Genomic DNA, 14,314 nt, shown 5'->3' on the forward strand with positions numbered 1-14,314 from the left:
GCGCACCGCCCCGCCAGCCGCCTCATCCCTGTCCCCGCGCCTTCACGATCCCTTCGGCAGCCCTGATCCCGCTGGCCCAGGCCCCGGTTATGCCGCGGGAGGTGCCGGCGCCGTCCCCGACCATGTAGAGATGGGGGCTGACCCGGAAATGGGGGTCGACGAAGGAGGGCTTGTTGGCGTACATCTTGATCTCGGGGTAGTACATGATGGTGCTGGGGTGCAGGACCCCGGGGACGATGGTGTCGAGCTTCTTCAGGGCCGCCCAGATGTGGCGCATGATCTTGGCCGGGACCGCCAGCCCCAGGTCGCCGGCGGTTACCGGGCAGGTGGGACGGAAGGAGTAGAGGTCGTCGTTGAAGGTCTCGGCCGAGGAGCGTTTTCCCATCCTGAAATCACCCACCCGCTGCATGAGCGGCCGGCCGCCGCCGATCTCGTGGGCCAACCGGCCGAGAAAGAGGGCCATCTGCTGGCCGCTGCGGACCGGGTCCTTCAGCCCGATGGTCTTCAGGAGCGCGAAATTGACCAGATCGTTGCCGCTCTTCCGTTCGGACAGGGCATGGCCGTTGACGAGGCTGAAGTCCTCGTAGCGCTCCAGCACCACCCGGGCGTGCCCCGAGTTGGTGCAGAAGGTCCGCACCCGTTCGGGAAAGTAGAACTTGGGGTCGTAATAGTCCCTGACGATGGGGTAGTTTGCCAGCCGCGTCTCGACGCGGATGCCCACATCCACGATGTTGTCGATGTAGGGGATGGCAAGTTGCTCCATGACGCGTTGCAGAAAGCCGAACCCCTTTCTGCCCGGCGCCATGATCACCGTACCCGCCCGGACCCGCTCCGCACCGTCGATGGTCAGCTCCGCCCCGTGGTCCGCCTCCCGCACGTCGGTCACCTCGCGCCTCAGCAGGATGTGGACCCCGCGGCCGGCGAGTTCGGCCATCAGGCGCTGGATGAGAAACGTGCTTTGGTCGGTGCCCACATGGGCCTGGCGGATGTCGTAGAGGGTCACCCCGATCCGTTCGGCGCGCCTGCGGTAGGTCTCCAGATTATGGCGCTCCTTGAAGGTCGGCTGGAGCTTCTCCTCCACGAGCGGCAGGAGCCGGTCAGCCTCCTCCCTGGTCCAGTACTCTTCGGCAAAGCCGATGGGAAAGGAGTAGTTCTGCTTGCAGTCGTTCAAAAGGCCGCCGGAGCAGATCGCTTCCTTGTCGATCATCAGGATGGAGATGGCGGGGAGCCGGTCGGTGAGATGAAAGGCGGCCCCGAGGGCTGCCGGGCCGGTGCCGATGATGACGATGTCGTACTGGTCGGATGCCATGGACGGACCTCCGGAAACCATCGTTGGGAACGTCACTCGCCGAAACGGTTGCGGAAATATTCCTCGCCGCGGCGCCGGCGGACGGCCAGGCGGTAGAGTTCTTCGTACCTGAGTGCCGCGGTCTCCCAGGTGAAGCGCTTCTTCATGCCGTTTTTCCTGAGGGCCGCCACCCCCTTGGGGTTGTTGAAAAAGGTCCAGGTCGCCCAGCCGATGGTGTCGAACAGCGCAGCGGCGGTATGGTTGCGGAACTTGAAGCCGTCGCCGGTCAGGGCCTCTTCGTCGAAGTTCTCCACGCTGTCCTCCAGGCCGCCGGTGGCGCGCACCACGGGCGGCGTGCCGTAGGCCAGGGAGTACATCTGGTTCAGGCCGCACGGCTCGAACGACGAGGGCATGACGAAGAAATCGGCCCCCGCCTCCACCTTGTGGGCCAACTCCTCGCTGTAGCCGATGTAACAGGCGAATTTGTCCGGATGGGCGGCGGCCACGTCGCCGAAAAAAAAGTGCGCCCACGGCTCGCCGTTGCCGACCATGACGAACTGCACATCCATCTCCAGGATGCGGTGGATGGCTTCGGCGATCAGGTCGGTCCCCTTCTGCCTGACCATGCGGGAGACCACGCCGAACAGCGGCACGTCTGCACGCAGGGGCAGCCCCATGCGCTCTTGCAGGTCGCGTTTGCAGGCGGCCTTACCCTTTTTCACGGTCCGGGCCGTGTAGGTGGCGGCGATGCAGTGGTCGGTGGCCGGGTCCCACTCCTCGTAATCCACGCCGTTCAGGATGCCGTACAGGTCGGCCGCCCGCTCCCGCACCACCCCCTCCAGCCCCCAGCCGTACTCCGCCGTCTGGATCTCCCGGGCATACCCCTCGCTGACCGTGGCGAGGAGCGTGGCGTGGTAGATTCCCCCCTTGAGCAGGTTGACCTGGTCGTCCTTTTCCAGCTCCAGGTAATTGAAATGTTTCCAGCCGACGCCGAGCACCTCCATCAGGCCGGGATAGTAGTTGCCCTGGTGTTGCATGTTGTGGATGGAGAGGAGCGAGGCGGAGTTGCCCACGTAACGGTCGTGCAGGTAGGAGGTGTTGAGCAGGAGGGGGATGGCGCCGGTGTGCCAGTCGTGGGCGTGGATCACGTCCGGCGCCCAGTCGAGCATCTTGCACAGTTCCAGGGTGGCCTTGGAGAGGAAGACGAAGCGGTTGTCGTTGTCCTGATACCCCTGGCCGTCCTGCTGGTAGAGCCCGGCACGGCCGTAGAACTGCTCGTGCTCCAGGAAATAGATCGGGACCTCGCTCCCCGGCAGCTTGCCCTCGTAGACGCCGCAGTACATGCGGCCGATGATGCCCATGGGCACCACCAGGGTGCCCGGCAGCAGCTTGAGGCCGTACTTTTCCCGGTTGACGGCATAGTAGCGCGGGATGACCACGCGCACATCGTGCCCCAGGCGGGCCAGGTACTTGGGCAGGGCGCCGACCACATCCCCCAGCCCCCCCTCCTTGGCAAATGGTGCGGCCTCGGAGGCGGAGAAGAGGATGGAGAGCTTGTCGGAGGAAGGCTTCACAATGGCTCCGGGAGACGGACGTAATTGCAGCCGGGGGGCGCACGGAGAACATCACCGGCATGGCCGGGTCTCCGTGGCCCCTGCGACCGCTATGGGCGTTCTACTTGGGCACGTTTTCCCAGTCGGCCAGGAATTTCTTGATGCCGGCGTCGGTCAGGGGGTGCTTGGCAAGCTGCATGATGACCGAGTAGGGGATCGTGGCGATGTCGGCGCCGATCAGGGCCGAATTGAGGACATGGATCGGGTTGCGCACGCTGGCCACGATGATCTCGGCGGTATAGCCGTAGTTGTCGAAGATGGTGCGGATCTCTTCGATGATCCCCATGCCATCCTGGGAGATGTCGTCCAGCCGGCCGACGAAGGGGGAAACGTAGGTGGCGCCGGCCTTGGCGGCCAACAGCGCCTGCATGGGGGAGAAGATCAGGGTCACGTTGATCTTGACCCCCTTTTCCGACAGGGCCTTGGTGGCCTTGAGCCCTTCCGGCGTCATGGGCACCTTGACCACGATGTTCTTGTGAATCTTGACCAGTTCCTTGGCTTCCTTGATCATGCCGGGGGCGTCCAGGGAGATGACCTCGGCCGAGATCGGGCCGTCCACGATGGAGACGATCTCCTTGATGACATCCTTGAACTTGCGCCCCGACTTGGCGATCAGGGAAGGGTTGGTGGTAACGCCGTCCACCAGACCCAGGTCGTGGGCCGCGCGAATCTCTTTGACGTCGGCTGTATCGATGAAAAACTTCATGTGTTCCTCCGTTTATTGTGGTTTATGGTCAAGCTGTTCGCGGAATTTTTCCAGGCAGTTCATGGAGCAGAAGTAGTGGCGCTCGCCTTCGAGCCTGCCCACCACGGCATCGTCCTCGGAAACATAGACGCCGCAGACCGGGTCGCGATGGGTCACCGCAGCCTCCCGCTTTTCCGGCGTCTTGGTTTTCGTTTCTTTCCCTTTTGTCAGCGCCACGACGACACGGTAGCCGACATAGATCAGAAGGCCCCAGATCAAGAGTCTGATCACGTTATTTTCTCCGGTTGTAGTTTCGTCACGCTCTCATCGGAGCGCAGCGTTTTCAGCAGGTGGGCAACGGTCTGTCCCAGGACCGGGTGTACCAGCCCCGGAGCAAGGTTGCAGAGCGGTTCCAAAACAAAACGCCGCTCTGCCATGCGCGGGTGCGGGACGATCAGCCCCTCCTCCTCCACGATCATCGAACCGTAGAGCAACAGGTCGAGGTCCATGGGCCGCGGCCCCCATTGAACGGTCCGTACCCGGCCGAAGACCTCGCTTTCGATATGCAGCAGTCGTTCCAACAGTTCGCGGGGGGAGAGTTCGGTAGCAAGCCTGAGGACACCATTGTAGAAAGAAGGCTGGTCAATGCCCCCGACGGGGGATGTCTCGTAGAACGCGGACAGGCCGGTAACACGGCAGCCGGGCAGTTTGCCGACCTCGGCCACCGCCCGCAGCAGGTTGAGCTCGCGGTCCCCCATATTTGAACCAAGGGCGATATAGGCGTCTGTCTCCACTGGATGATTAAAGCATAACCTGTCGACGGCGTCAACCGCGCCGATGGGGCTCCGGGAATCACGGCGCCATGGCCTTTGCAAAACCGTCACCTCCCTCCGCCCCTGGCCAACGGCCTGGACGACGGGCCGTTTAATGCGCCGGTCTTCCGGAATTCATTGCGAGCACCTCGGCCGCATCCTCGTCGTAGTCCTCCGGCCTGGTCGTGTCATCCAGGCGTTTCATGCCAAAGGCGTCGCAGAGCGGCGTCAGAGCGACCGAAACCAGCAGGTTGAGCGCCAGGGCGAAAACGCCGGCATAGGCGGAGACCGCCAGAGTGCCGACATGTATCGTATAGATCGAGGATTTGAAGCCGGAAGCGGCCACCATGGCCGTTCCCGTAACCATGCCCGTGGCCCAGCCCGCCAGCAGGGCGCGATGGTGCAGCCAGCGGGTGAACAGGCCGAAGATGATCGCCGGAAACGTCTCGAGAATCCATATTCCTCCCAGCAGTTGCAGCAGGATGGCGTACTGGAGCGGCAGAAAGATGATGAACGCCAGCGCGCCGACCTTCACCACCAGGGAGACGATTTTCGCCATCTGGGCCTCCTGTTGCAGGCTGCAGTCCGGGTTGATATATTCCCGGTAGACATTGCGCGTGAACGTGTTGGCCGCGGCGATGGACATGATCGCCGCCGGTACCAGGGCACCGATGGCGATGGCCGCGAAGCAGAACCCCGCAAACCAGGAGGGAAAGATTTTAAGAAACAGTTGCGGCACCGCATCGTTCGGCGTCGCCGGTTTTATGCCGGCGGCCAGCGCCATCAGCCCGAGAAGCGCGATCAGGCCGAGCAGGAACGTGTAGGCCGGCAGCAGTACGGCGTTGCGCTTGATCACGTGGCCGCTGGAGGAGCTGAGAATGCTGGTCACGGTGTGGGGGTAGACAAAGGCGGCCAGTGCCGAACCGAATGCCAGCGTCGCATAGGGACTGAAACCGGCAGGCGGCAGGATGAGATACCCCGGCGGCTTTTTGGCGGCCAGGGCTTCGCCCGCCGCCCGGAAGACTTCCCCGTATCCGCCCAGCACCGTTGGGATTGCCGTTACGGCGACGATGACCATGATGTAGATCATCACATCCTTGACGAACGCGATGAGCGCCGGTGCGCGCAAGCCGCTGGTGTAGGTGTACAGCGCCAGGATCGTGAAGGCGATGATGAGCGGCAACTCGCGCATCAGGCCGGTCCCCATGATGCCCATCGCCCTGATCACCACCTGGATGCCCACCAGTTGCAGCGCAATGTAGGGCATGGTGGCAAGCATGCCGGTGACGGCCACCGCCAGCGCCAGCCCGCTCGACCCGTACCGTCCCCGGACGAAATCGGCCGGCGTGATGAATCCGTGCCGTTTGGCCACCGCCCACAGGCGCGGCATGGTGAGAAAGACAAAGGGATAGACGATGACCGTATAGGGGAGGGCGAAAAAGCCTGCCGCGCCGACGCCGAACACCAGCGCCGGCACCGCGATTACCGTATAGGCGGTGTAAAAATCGCCCCCCACCACGAACCAGGTGACGAAGGTCCCGAATCGCCGCCCCGCCAGCCCCCATTCGTCGAGCAGGTTCAGGTTGCCCCGCCGCCACCGCGCGGCCACAAACCCGACCACCGTTACGAGCAGGAAGAAAGACGTGAAAACCGTCAGCGCAGTCCAGTTGATCATGACGCTACCTCCTTCGCGTGGCCAGATAGGCAACGCCGGTCAAGAGCGCGCTGATCGGCACCCATACAAACTGGTACCAGTAGAAAAACGGGAGACCCCATAACGCCGGCTCCATCCGCGTGTACCACGGCGGCCAGAGCAGGCCGACGTAGGGGAGCGCCAGCAGCAGATACCACACCCTCCGTCGTTTTACCCGTTGTACGCCATGCGCCGCGGAATGACCCTCTGCTTCCGCCCCAATGATCCTGGGCTCCGCTACGGACCTGGCATGAAGGCCGTACATGCGATCATCCCCTTTCCCCTCCTTCGGGCGATTATGTTCTCTGTACAAATAATATCATATTTATCCTGTTTATTTAAGCGCAACCCATGGGGCACGGCGACCGGGGAGGGGTGGGCACGGCGGCGTCACGTGTTCGGGTTTCGATCACAGTATTCTCTTGCCGAGCAGCGATGCGGCCAGTTCGACCGCGAGAGCGGCGGTCTGGTTGCGCTGATCGAGGATCGGGTTGATCTCCACGACGTCCAGGGCGCGTACCCGTTCCGAGTCGGCCAGGACCTCCATCAGCAACTGGGCCTCCCGGTAGCTGAGGCCGCCCGGCGAGGTGGTGCCGACGCCGGGGCAGACCTGGGGGTCGAGGCAGTCCATATCGAGGCTGACGTGCAGCCGCTCCCGGTGCTCAAGGCGCTCCAGCGCCTCGCGGGTAACGGCGCCGACCCCCCTCTCGTCGATGTCGCGCATGGTGTAGACCGTGATGCCGCTCGCCCTCAGGCGCGTCCGTTCCTCCGGATCCAGGTCGCGGATGCCGATCATGACCACGTCGGCCGGCTCCAGCTTGGGGCCGGGGCGGCCCACATCGACCAGTTCCCGGTACCCCTCCCCCAGCAGCGCGGCCAGGGCCATGCCATGGATGTTTCCGGTCAGGGTCGTTGCAGGGGTGTTGAAATCGGCGTGGGCATCGATCCAGATCAGCCCTGCCGGCGCGTTATGGGTGACCCCGCCGATGGAGCCGATGGCCAGGGTATGGTCCCCGCCGATGAACAACGGAACCGCCCCCTCCTCCACGGCCCGGCGGCCGGCCTCATAGGCGGCCCGGCAGATCTGGCTGATTGCGGGCAGGTAGTGGTGTTGCCGCTCCTCGGACAGGGTTTCCCGGATCGGGACGGCAATGTTGCCGGTGTCCCGGATGTGATACCCCAGTGCCGCCAGCCGGGAGGCCAGGCCGGCATAGCGCATGGCGCCCGGCCCCATGTCGACCCCGCGGTGGGTCTGGCCCAGGTCGATCGGGACGCCGATGATCTGAATGGTCGCGCTCATTGCGTCTCCTCCCGGCGGCTGCCGTTCCCGTTCATTTCAAGTTGTGCCACAGATTGACCATGAAATCCTGGGCATTGGTCAGGATGGCAACCGCCTGCTGCGACCCCCGGTTGGCCAGTTTGTCGGTGCTGAATTCCGTCATGTCGACCACATAGAAGAAGACCGGGCGCACCACGTCCTCCGCGGTGACGTGGTAGCCGGGGACCATGTTGCCGAAGGCGATGGTATGGAGCTGGGTCGCCAGGGCGATCACCGTGGTTGCCCGGCGGGCGTGGACCCGCATGGCATCCTGGGCCAGGCAGGCATCGGAGATGACGCCGGGCAGCGGTCCGTCGTCCCGGATGGAACCGGCCAGCACGTAGGGAACGCCCCGCCGCTCGCAGGCGGGGATGATGCCGTCGGGCAGCCCCAGTTCCCGGATGGCCCGGGGGATCGAACCGTGCAGGCGCACTTCGTTGATGATGTCCAGGTGGTTGTAGTGGCCGTGGGGCTGTAACACCTGGGTATAGATGTCCTGGCCGAGGCCGGTACGGAAACGGGCCGCCTCCAGGTCGTGGGTGGCCAGGGCGTTGCCCGCCAGCAGGGCATGGCAGTAGCCGTGCTCAACCATGAACTCCATCGCGTCGCGGCTGTCCTTGTCGAAGGCGACCGCCGGGCCGAGTACCCATACGATGTGGCCGTGCGCGCGGTCATGGCGCAACACCGCGTAGAGTTCGTCGTAAGAGCGGGAAAAGGGCGTTTCCCTGGTGCCGCGGGTACGGAAGGCGAACTTGCCGGCAACGGCCGCGGGCGACGGAAAGCCTGTCGAATGCACATAGATGCCCTCCTCGCCGTCTTCGCTTCTGCCGACCACCACCGGGTCGGCCCGCTTCACCAGTCGGGGTTCCATAACCTGCACCTCCCCGCCCCGCAAGACCATGGCGGCATCCATGCGGCTTTCCCGGGCGAGCAGCCAATCCCCGCCCCCCAGGTGGAGATATTCGGGGTGATTGGACGTGGCGTGGAAACCTCGGGGCAGCACCCCGTCGGCCGGAGCGGGCTCAGTGCGAACCGCCGGCGCAGCGGCCAGGTCGGGCCGGCTGAAATCCGGCGGTGTGTAGGCTGGTATGGCCGACATGACGGCCTCCTGTCTTCCGGCCTCCCCTCGTTACGGGGGTCCCGGATATGAACCTTATGACAAGTAAACAACCGCCGGCAGAGGTTGTCAAGGTGCGCCAGGGTAGCAAATGTTTATGCCCCACCATCATGGGAAAGGTTTATAATTTAATCGAGGAGGGCGCGGGGTTATCTTTGAACAATCGCAGAAGAAGATTCAGACGATGCCCCGTGTGAGGAGAGGAAGTGAGTTCCATGAAACGGCTGGCCGTGAGAATGATGATTGCGGGGTTCGCCTGCGCACTGTCGCTCGTGCCGGTAGCGGGACGCGCGGATGCGGACCGGGCGGCACGGGTAAATGGCGCGCCGCCCATAGGGCAGCAGGTGGTACGGGAAGGCGATTTCGCCGTCAAGGCGGTGGCCGCTCTCGGCATGGGCACGGCGGAAAACGAAGCGGAAGCGGAGAGCCGTCTGGCCGAAATCGGCATCAGCCCCCAAAACGGCTGGATCGCCGATTACCCCATGACCCCGGATATCTGCGGAGAGATTTATAAAGCGGTGCGGGACGCCGCTGACGCTGGCAAGATCGGGCTGAGCGTCGAAAGCGCACTGGAGCGGCTGAACGGTGTCATGGCCCAGGCGGGCCTGTCGGCCACAGCCTCTTCCGAGGGAGCGGGAACGGGCGAATATTCCGGCCCCGCAAACGCGCCCGGCGAGGCGGTCATCAACAACTATTACGACAATGAAGGCCCGCCCATCGTCACCTACTACTCCCCCCCCTACGATTACCTCTACCTGTACGCGTGGGTGCCGTACCCGTTCCGGTGTTACGGCTTCTGGTTCCCCGGCTACTATATCCTGAACGACTTCCACCGGGTCGCCTACGCAGGGCGCCGGGGGGTATTCGTCTCGAACCACTACCGGGATCTGGGCGGCCACCGCTATACGCGCATCGATCCGGTGGCGCGGTTCAGCGGCAGGCCGGCGGCGACAAGCGGTGGGGCGGTGCGGAGTGGGCGGCCGCCTGCCGGGGTCTCCCGGGGGAGCCGGGGGACGGGCGGCAACGGCAGAACCCCGTACCTGACGCCCAACAGCAGGTTCAGCGCCCCGGCTTCCCGCGGCGGCGGGGCGTACGGCACGCCGTCATACCGGGGCCGCGGAGCGTTCAATGCGCCGGGAGCGGTTCCCCGTACGGCGATCTCCCAGCAGAGAAGCATCTATCGGGGCACCAGCGTAGCCGCTTATTCGGGCATGGGAACCAGATTCAGCAGCGCACCGATGACCCAGAGCAGGTTCTCGGGCGAACCCTTCAGGGGAAGCGGAATGGTGGGGACAAGCTTCCGTGGCAACGGATTTTCGGGAGGCGGATTCTCCGCCCGAGGTCGCCGCTAGCGCCTGTGCGGCGAACCGCACAGGACACCCACTTCGGGAAGGGGATTTCCCCACCAAGGGGTGGGGAGGGTGGGCCTATTTGTTGAAAGTGGCCAGGATATACTCCGCTATGGCCCGGGCATCCTCGTCCGAAAGGGTGGCCGGGTCGAATTTCAGCATGCCGGGGCCGGGGTTCCTCATGAGCCTGACGATGTCGTCCGGGGTGAGGATGCCGTTTCGCCTCAGATCCGCTCGGGAGAGGGTCTTTACCGGGTTGACCTCATTGCCGCCATCGGCATGGCAGGCACCGCAGTTTCGCAGAAATGCCGCTTCGCCCCTCGCGAGGGCCATATCCCCGCAGTGGACGGACAAGGGGGGCAGGAGTGCCGCCCCCACCACCAACGCCGCAACGAACCATCCCTTGGCATTCTCCATCCCGCGTTCCCCCCTGCGTGCACCGGTCCGTCAGACAACCGAGATGTCCAGGTCCGACTCCCAGGTGCCGTGGAGGTTGCAGTGCTGCGACGCAACCAGGGTGACCTTTCCGGCCGGGGCCGCTTCCTTGGGGACGACGACGGTGAACGTAACCCTTGGGCTCAGGAATCCCTTGGGCTGGAGCTCTATGCGACCGGCCGGCTCGTTGCCGATGGCAAGGGCGATGTATTCGATCCAATGGGCCGGCCCCATGACATGCAGTTTTTCGCCAACCGAGACCTCGACGGTAAACGGTTCCCCCGCTTTTACCGAAGCGGGTGCCGAAATGGCCGGGGCATGGGATTTTTCCAGGGGGGTCTTCTTGGCCGGGTCCTTCACCCGGTTGGTCCCCTCGAAAAGCGCCTGGTCAACCTTGGTGGGGAAATAGCGCTCCGCCGCCGCCAGGGTGGAACCGATGCCGGTGGCGATCGAGCCGATGGCCGTTGCCTTCAGAAACGTGCGTCTGTCCATGGGGTATTCTCCTTTCGAATGGTGCCGGCTACGCCCCTGTTCCGCACGAGGCGGCGCTGGAGCCGCTGATCACCGTGGCGCTTTTTCCGTGCGCCATCACCACACCATGATACCAAAGGTTCCCGGTTGCGCAACGGGCCGAGTCGGCGGAGAGGATGTTTTTTCGCCCCGGCATTCATTTCACCTCCACGTCCCTGATCCCGCTCGGCCGCCAAGCCGGGGAGATGACACGGGAGACCCCCGATTTTTCGGCGGGGAGGAGGGTGCCGAAGGTAACGGCCAGGGAGCCGAAGCGCTGGTTGAGATCGTCCACCGCCCGGGCGGCTGCCAGCCTTTTGCGCTCGTCCTCGAAGAGCGGCAACTGCTCGGATTGGTGTTTCAGGTTCGTGAGCCGCACCCCCAGCAACCTGACCGGCCGCTCAAGCTCCACGCCGTCCAGGATCGACAGGGCCGCCCGGTAGATGTCGCCGCTCAGGCTGATGTAGCCGGGAAGCGTCGCCTGCCTGCCGAAACTGGTAAAAAAATCGGCGTAGCGCACGTACAGGCCGACGGTTTTGCCGGCCACGCTGTACCTGCGCGCCCGGCTGCCGACCATGTCGGAGAGTTGCAGCAGGAAACGGAGGATGTCGTCCCGCTCCTCGATGTCCCGTTCCAGGGTCATGCTGTGGCTGACCGATTTGACCTCATCCTCTTCCCCGCAGGGGATGACCGCCGAGTCGTCCCGGCCCAGCCCCATCTGTTTGAGATGGGCGCCGACGACCCCGAACTTCCGGGTCAACCGGGTTTCGTCGCACCGCCCCAGGTCGCCGCAGGTATAGATGCCCATGAGGTTGAGATGGCGCTGCATCTTCTTGCCGATGCCGCACAGCGCCCCGATGGGCAGACGTTCCATGACCCTCGGTACGTCCGCCGGGACGATGACCGTCAACCCGTCCGGCTTGCGCATGTCGCTGGCCAGCTTGGCGAGCAGCTTGTTGGGGGCGATGCCGACGGAGCAGGTGATGCCGAGGTCCTCCCGGATGCGGGCCTTGATCTGACGGGCGATGTTCTCACCGGTGCCGAAGATCGAAAGGGAGCGGGTCACATCCATGAAGGCCTCGTCGATGGAAAACACCTCGACCTCGGGGGTATAATCCTGCATCATCGCCATGATCCGCCGGGAGGTTTCGGTGTACTTCCGGTTGTTGCCGGTGACGACGATCAGCTGCGGGCAGCAGCGCTTCGCCTCCCACACCGCCATGCCGGTCTTCACGCCGCAGGCCCGGGCCTCGTAGGAGGATGTGGTCACGACCGTGCGGTGACCGGCGCCGGTGACGGCAATCGGCTTGCCCCGCAGATCGGGGTTGGCCTGCTGCTCCACCGAGGCGAAGAAGGCGTCCATATCGATATGGAGAATGGTTCTAGGTTTCATGGTTGTGTACCGGAACGCTCCGAGGCGGCCAAAGGTTATCCCATGCGGCGGTAGATGCCGATGACCTTGCCGACGATGCTCACCTCTCCGTCGCCGGGACGGAGGATAATGGCCTTCATGTTGGGGTTGGCCGGCTGGAGGCGGATGCAGTCATGCTCGCGGTAAAACCATTTCAGGGTGGCCTCGCCGTCCACCATGGCCACCACGGTGTCCCGGTTCTCCGCTATGGGCTGGGGGTGTACCAGCGCCAGGTCGCCGTCGAAGATGCCGGCCGTAATCATGGAATCGCCGCTGACCCGGAGGAAAAAGCAGCCGGCACCCTTGATCTCGTTCCGGTCAACGGCAAAATACCCCTGGATATCCTCGATGGCGGGGGACAGGTTGCCGGCCCGCACCGTTCCGACAATGGGAAGCGACTGCATCCCGCCCGCGAACCCGGCCAGGGCGATACCCCGGGAGCCTTCGTCCCGCCTGAGGCACCCCTTCCGTTCCAGGGCGGCCAGGTGTTTGGCCACGGGCAGCGTCCCGCTGACCCCCAGGTGGCGGGCGATCTCCCGCTGGGTGGGCGGGTAGCCGCTATCGTCGATGTGCGAAGCAATAAAATCCAATACTTGCCTCTGGCGGCCGGTCAGTTCCTCCATGGCGCCCCCTTATGGTATTCATATGAATACCATAAGGGATGGCAAATCGGATGTCAAGTGTGCCCGGTTGCGAAATTTTTTTCGCCGGGCTTGCGATAACTGAGTCATTTAGTGTATGTTTCTGAACTATTACTCAGATGAGAGGCAAACATGACCAAAGCGGACATCGTGGAGAACGTATCCAGAACGTGCGGATTCGCCAAAAAGGAATCCTACGATCTGGTTGAATCGGTTTTCAGCATCGTCAAGGCTACCCTGGAAACCGGTCAGGAGGTCAAGATCTCGGGCTTCGGCAAGTTTGAGGTCAAACAGAAGAACGCCCGGCGCGGCCGGAACCCCCAGACCGGAGAATCGATCATACTCGACCCCCGGAGGGTGCTCACCTTCAAGCCGAGCAACCTGCTGCGGGCGGCAATCAACGGCGATACGGGGCAGGAGTCGGCGTGAAACGGGTACAACTCGGCGCCACCGGCATCGGCATCTTTCCGCTCATCTACGGGACACTCCCCCTGGGGCCCCTCCAGGCCGGCATTGCCCCCCGCGAGGGAGGCAGGCTCATCCGCCATGCCCTTGAGCGGGGAGTCACCATGCTCGACACGGCCGCGCTCTACGGGACCTATCCCCATATCCGGGAAGGGCTCGACGGCTGGCGGGGCGAGGTGACCATCGCGACCAAGACCCATGCCGCCGACGCAGCCACCGCCCGCGCACATGTGGAACAGGCCCTGCGGGAACTGGGCAGGGAACGGCTCGATATCGTGCATATCCACGGCGCCCGGGTGGCCGACCCCTTCACGGAACGGGCCGAGGTGCTGGAAGCGCTCCTCACCATGAAGCAGGAGGGGAAGATCGCCCATGTGGGATTCTCCTCCCACTATATCGAGGCCTTCCGCAAGGCCGTTTCCCACCCGGAGTTCGAGGTGGTCCACCCCCTGATCAACAAAAACGGCATGGGCATCCTGGATGGAACCGCCGCAGAGATGGCCTTGGCCATCGCCGCCTGCGCCCGTTCCGGCCAGGGGGTCTACGCCATGAAGGCGCTGGCGGGGGGCAACCTGATCGCCGAGGCGCGCCAAAGCATGGCCTTCGTGGCTGGTCTCGAAGGCGTCCACGGGGTCGCCGTCGGCATGCTTTCCGAACAGGAGATCGACGCCAACGTCGCCTTCTTCGAGCGCGAGGTGATGGATGAGGCGGTCTGGCAGGGGCTGGAAAGCCGGCGCCGCAAGTTGTTGATCATGGAGCGGTTCTGCAAGGGATGCGGCAAATGCGTCGAGATCTGCGGCAGCAAGGCGCTGTCGCTGGTGGAGGGCAAGGCGGTGGTGGACGAGGCGGCCTGCGTGCTGTGCGGCTACTGCGGTTCCGGCTGCCCCGAGTTCTTCATCCGGGTGGTCTGAACGAAACCCTGGATCCTGAGGACCTCCCGGATTCAGGAAACTACAGAGCCATGAACACAACGGCCC

The 14,314-nt window shown here is 64.0% G+C and carries 17 protein-coding genes; 3 read left to right on the forward strand and 14 right to left on the reverse strand.

Features of this window, described 5'->3' with window-relative positions; all coding sequences use genetic code 11:
- Positions 1-22 precede the first annotated feature (22 nt).
- From F6V30_RS02760 to F6V30_RS02800, 9 genes are all read right to left on the reverse strand, one after another.
- Positions 23-1,309, reverse strand: a complete 1,287-nt coding sequence (locus F6V30_RS02760) for a pyridine nucleotide-disulfide oxidoreductase (protein WP_151154973.1) — start codon at positions 1,307-1,309, stop codon at positions 23-25.
- Positions 1,310-1,341: 32 nt separating this feature from the next.
- Entirely contained in the window at positions 1,342-2,862 is a 1,521-nt protein-coding gene (locus tag F6V30_RS02765; RefSeq protein ID WP_151154974.1) for a glycogen synthase, read from the reverse strand.
- A gap of 100 nt (positions 2,863-2,962) precedes the next feature.
- Positions 2,963-3,607, reverse strand: coding sequence for a fructose-6-phosphate aldolase (fsa, locus tag F6V30_RS02770; RefSeq protein ID WP_151154975.1), 645 nt, complete (start codon positions 3,605-3,607; stop codon positions 2,963-2,965).
- Positions 3,608-3,619: 12 nt separating this feature from the next.
- Positions 3,620-3,877 carry a transcriptional regulator gene (locus F6V30_RS02775; RefSeq protein WP_338042756.1) on the reverse strand — a complete coding sequence of 86 codons (258 nt, stop codon included), beginning with the start codon at positions 3,875-3,877 and terminating at the stop codon, positions 3,620-3,622.
- On the reverse strand, positions 3,874-4,461 hold the full coding sequence (gene folK, locus F6V30_RS02780; protein ID WP_338042757.1) for a 2-amino-4-hydroxy-6-hydroxymethyldihydropteridine diphosphokinase: 588 nt from the start codon (positions 4,459-4,461) through the stop codon (positions 3,874-3,876). The genes F6V30_RS02775 and folK overlap by 4 nt, the downstream gene beginning before the upstream one ends.
- 49 nt (positions 4,462-4,510) lie before the next feature.
- Positions 4,511-6,073, reverse strand: a complete 1,563-nt coding sequence (mctP, locus tag F6V30_RS02785; protein WP_191965554.1) for a monocarboxylate uptake permease MctP — start codon at positions 6,071-6,073, stop codon at positions 4,511-4,513.
- Between the two features lie 4 nt (positions 6,074-6,077).
- Positions 6,078-6,356 carry a DUF3311 domain-containing protein gene (locus F6V30_RS02790; RefSeq protein WP_151154976.1) on the reverse strand — a complete coding sequence of 93 codons (279 nt, stop codon included), beginning with the start codon at positions 6,354-6,356 and terminating at the stop codon, positions 6,078-6,080.
- A 144-nt stretch (positions 6,357-6,500) separates the two neighbouring features.
- Positions 6,501-7,391: an arginase gene (gene rocF, locus F6V30_RS02795; RefSeq protein ID WP_151154977.1), complete on the reverse strand. Its 891-nt coding sequence runs from the start codon at positions 7,389-7,391 to the stop codon at positions 6,501-6,503.
- A gap of 31 nt (positions 7,392-7,422) precedes the next feature.
- Positions 7,423-8,508, reverse strand: coding sequence for a putative NPN-dependent ornithine cyclodeaminase (locus F6V30_RS02800; protein WP_151154978.1), 1,086 nt, complete (start codon positions 8,506-8,508; stop codon positions 7,423-7,425).
- A gap of 233 nt (positions 8,509-8,741) precedes the next feature.
- Between F6V30_RS02800 and F6V30_RS02805 the strand changes: the two genes are divergently transcribed.
- Positions 8,742-9,878 (forward strand): hypothetical protein, encoded by a 1,137-nt coding sequence (locus F6V30_RS02805; protein ID WP_151154979.1) that lies wholly within the window; start codon positions 8,742-8,744, stop codon positions 9,876-9,878.
- 75 nt (positions 9,879-9,953) lie between these two features.
- Here the strand turns inward: F6V30_RS02805 and F6V30_RS02810 are convergent, their stop codons facing one another.
- The 5 genes from F6V30_RS02810 to lexA are packed head-to-tail and all read right to left on the reverse strand — an operon-like array spanning position 9,954 to position 12,854.
- Positions 9,954-10,292 (reverse strand): c-type cytochrome, encoded by a 339-nt coding sequence (locus tag F6V30_RS02810; RefSeq protein WP_246163152.1) that lies wholly within the window; start codon positions 10,290-10,292, stop codon positions 9,954-9,956.
- A 30-nt stretch (positions 10,293-10,322) separates the two neighbouring features.
- Entirely contained in the window at positions 10,323-10,802 is a 480-nt protein-coding gene (locus F6V30_RS02815; protein ID WP_151154980.1) for a class II SORL domain-containing protein, read from the reverse strand.
- Positions 10,803-10,830: 28 nt separating this feature from the next.
- Positions 10,831-10,977, reverse strand: coding sequence for a hypothetical protein (locus F6V30_RS16985; protein ID WP_191965555.1), 147 nt, complete (start codon positions 10,975-10,977; stop codon positions 10,831-10,833).
- Positions 10,978-12,213, reverse strand: coding sequence for a DNA polymerase IV (gene dinB / locus F6V30_RS02820; protein WP_151154981.1), 1,236 nt, complete (start codon positions 12,211-12,213; stop codon positions 10,978-10,980).
- 35 nt (positions 12,214-12,248) lie between these two features.
- Complete coding sequence (gene lexA / locus F6V30_RS02825) at positions 12,249-12,854, reverse strand: transcriptional repressor LexA (protein ID WP_151154982.1); 606 nt, start codon at positions 12,852-12,854, stop codon at positions 12,249-12,251.
- A gap of 150 nt (positions 12,855-13,004) precedes the next feature.
- Between lexA and F6V30_RS02830 the strand changes: the two genes are divergently transcribed.
- Both F6V30_RS02830 and F6V30_RS02835 read left to right on the forward strand, forming a co-directional pair.
- Positions 13,005-13,301 carry an integration host factor subunit alpha gene (locus tag F6V30_RS02830; RefSeq protein ID WP_151154983.1) on the forward strand — a complete coding sequence of 99 codons (297 nt, stop codon included), beginning with the start codon at positions 13,005-13,007 and terminating at the stop codon, positions 13,299-13,301.
- Positions 13,298-14,248, forward strand: coding sequence for an aldo/keto reductase (locus F6V30_RS02835; protein WP_151154984.1), 951 nt, complete (start codon positions 13,298-13,300; stop codon positions 14,246-14,248). Before F6V30_RS02830 ends, F6V30_RS02835 begins: the two co-directional genes overlap by 4 nt.
- Positions 14,249-14,314 lie beyond the last annotated feature (66 nt).

The sequence above is a fragment of the Oryzomonas sagensis genome (genome assembly GCF_008802355.1).
GTDB lineage: Bacteria > Desulfobacterota > Desulfuromonadia > Geobacterales > Pseudopelobacteraceae > Oryzomonas > Oryzomonas sagensis.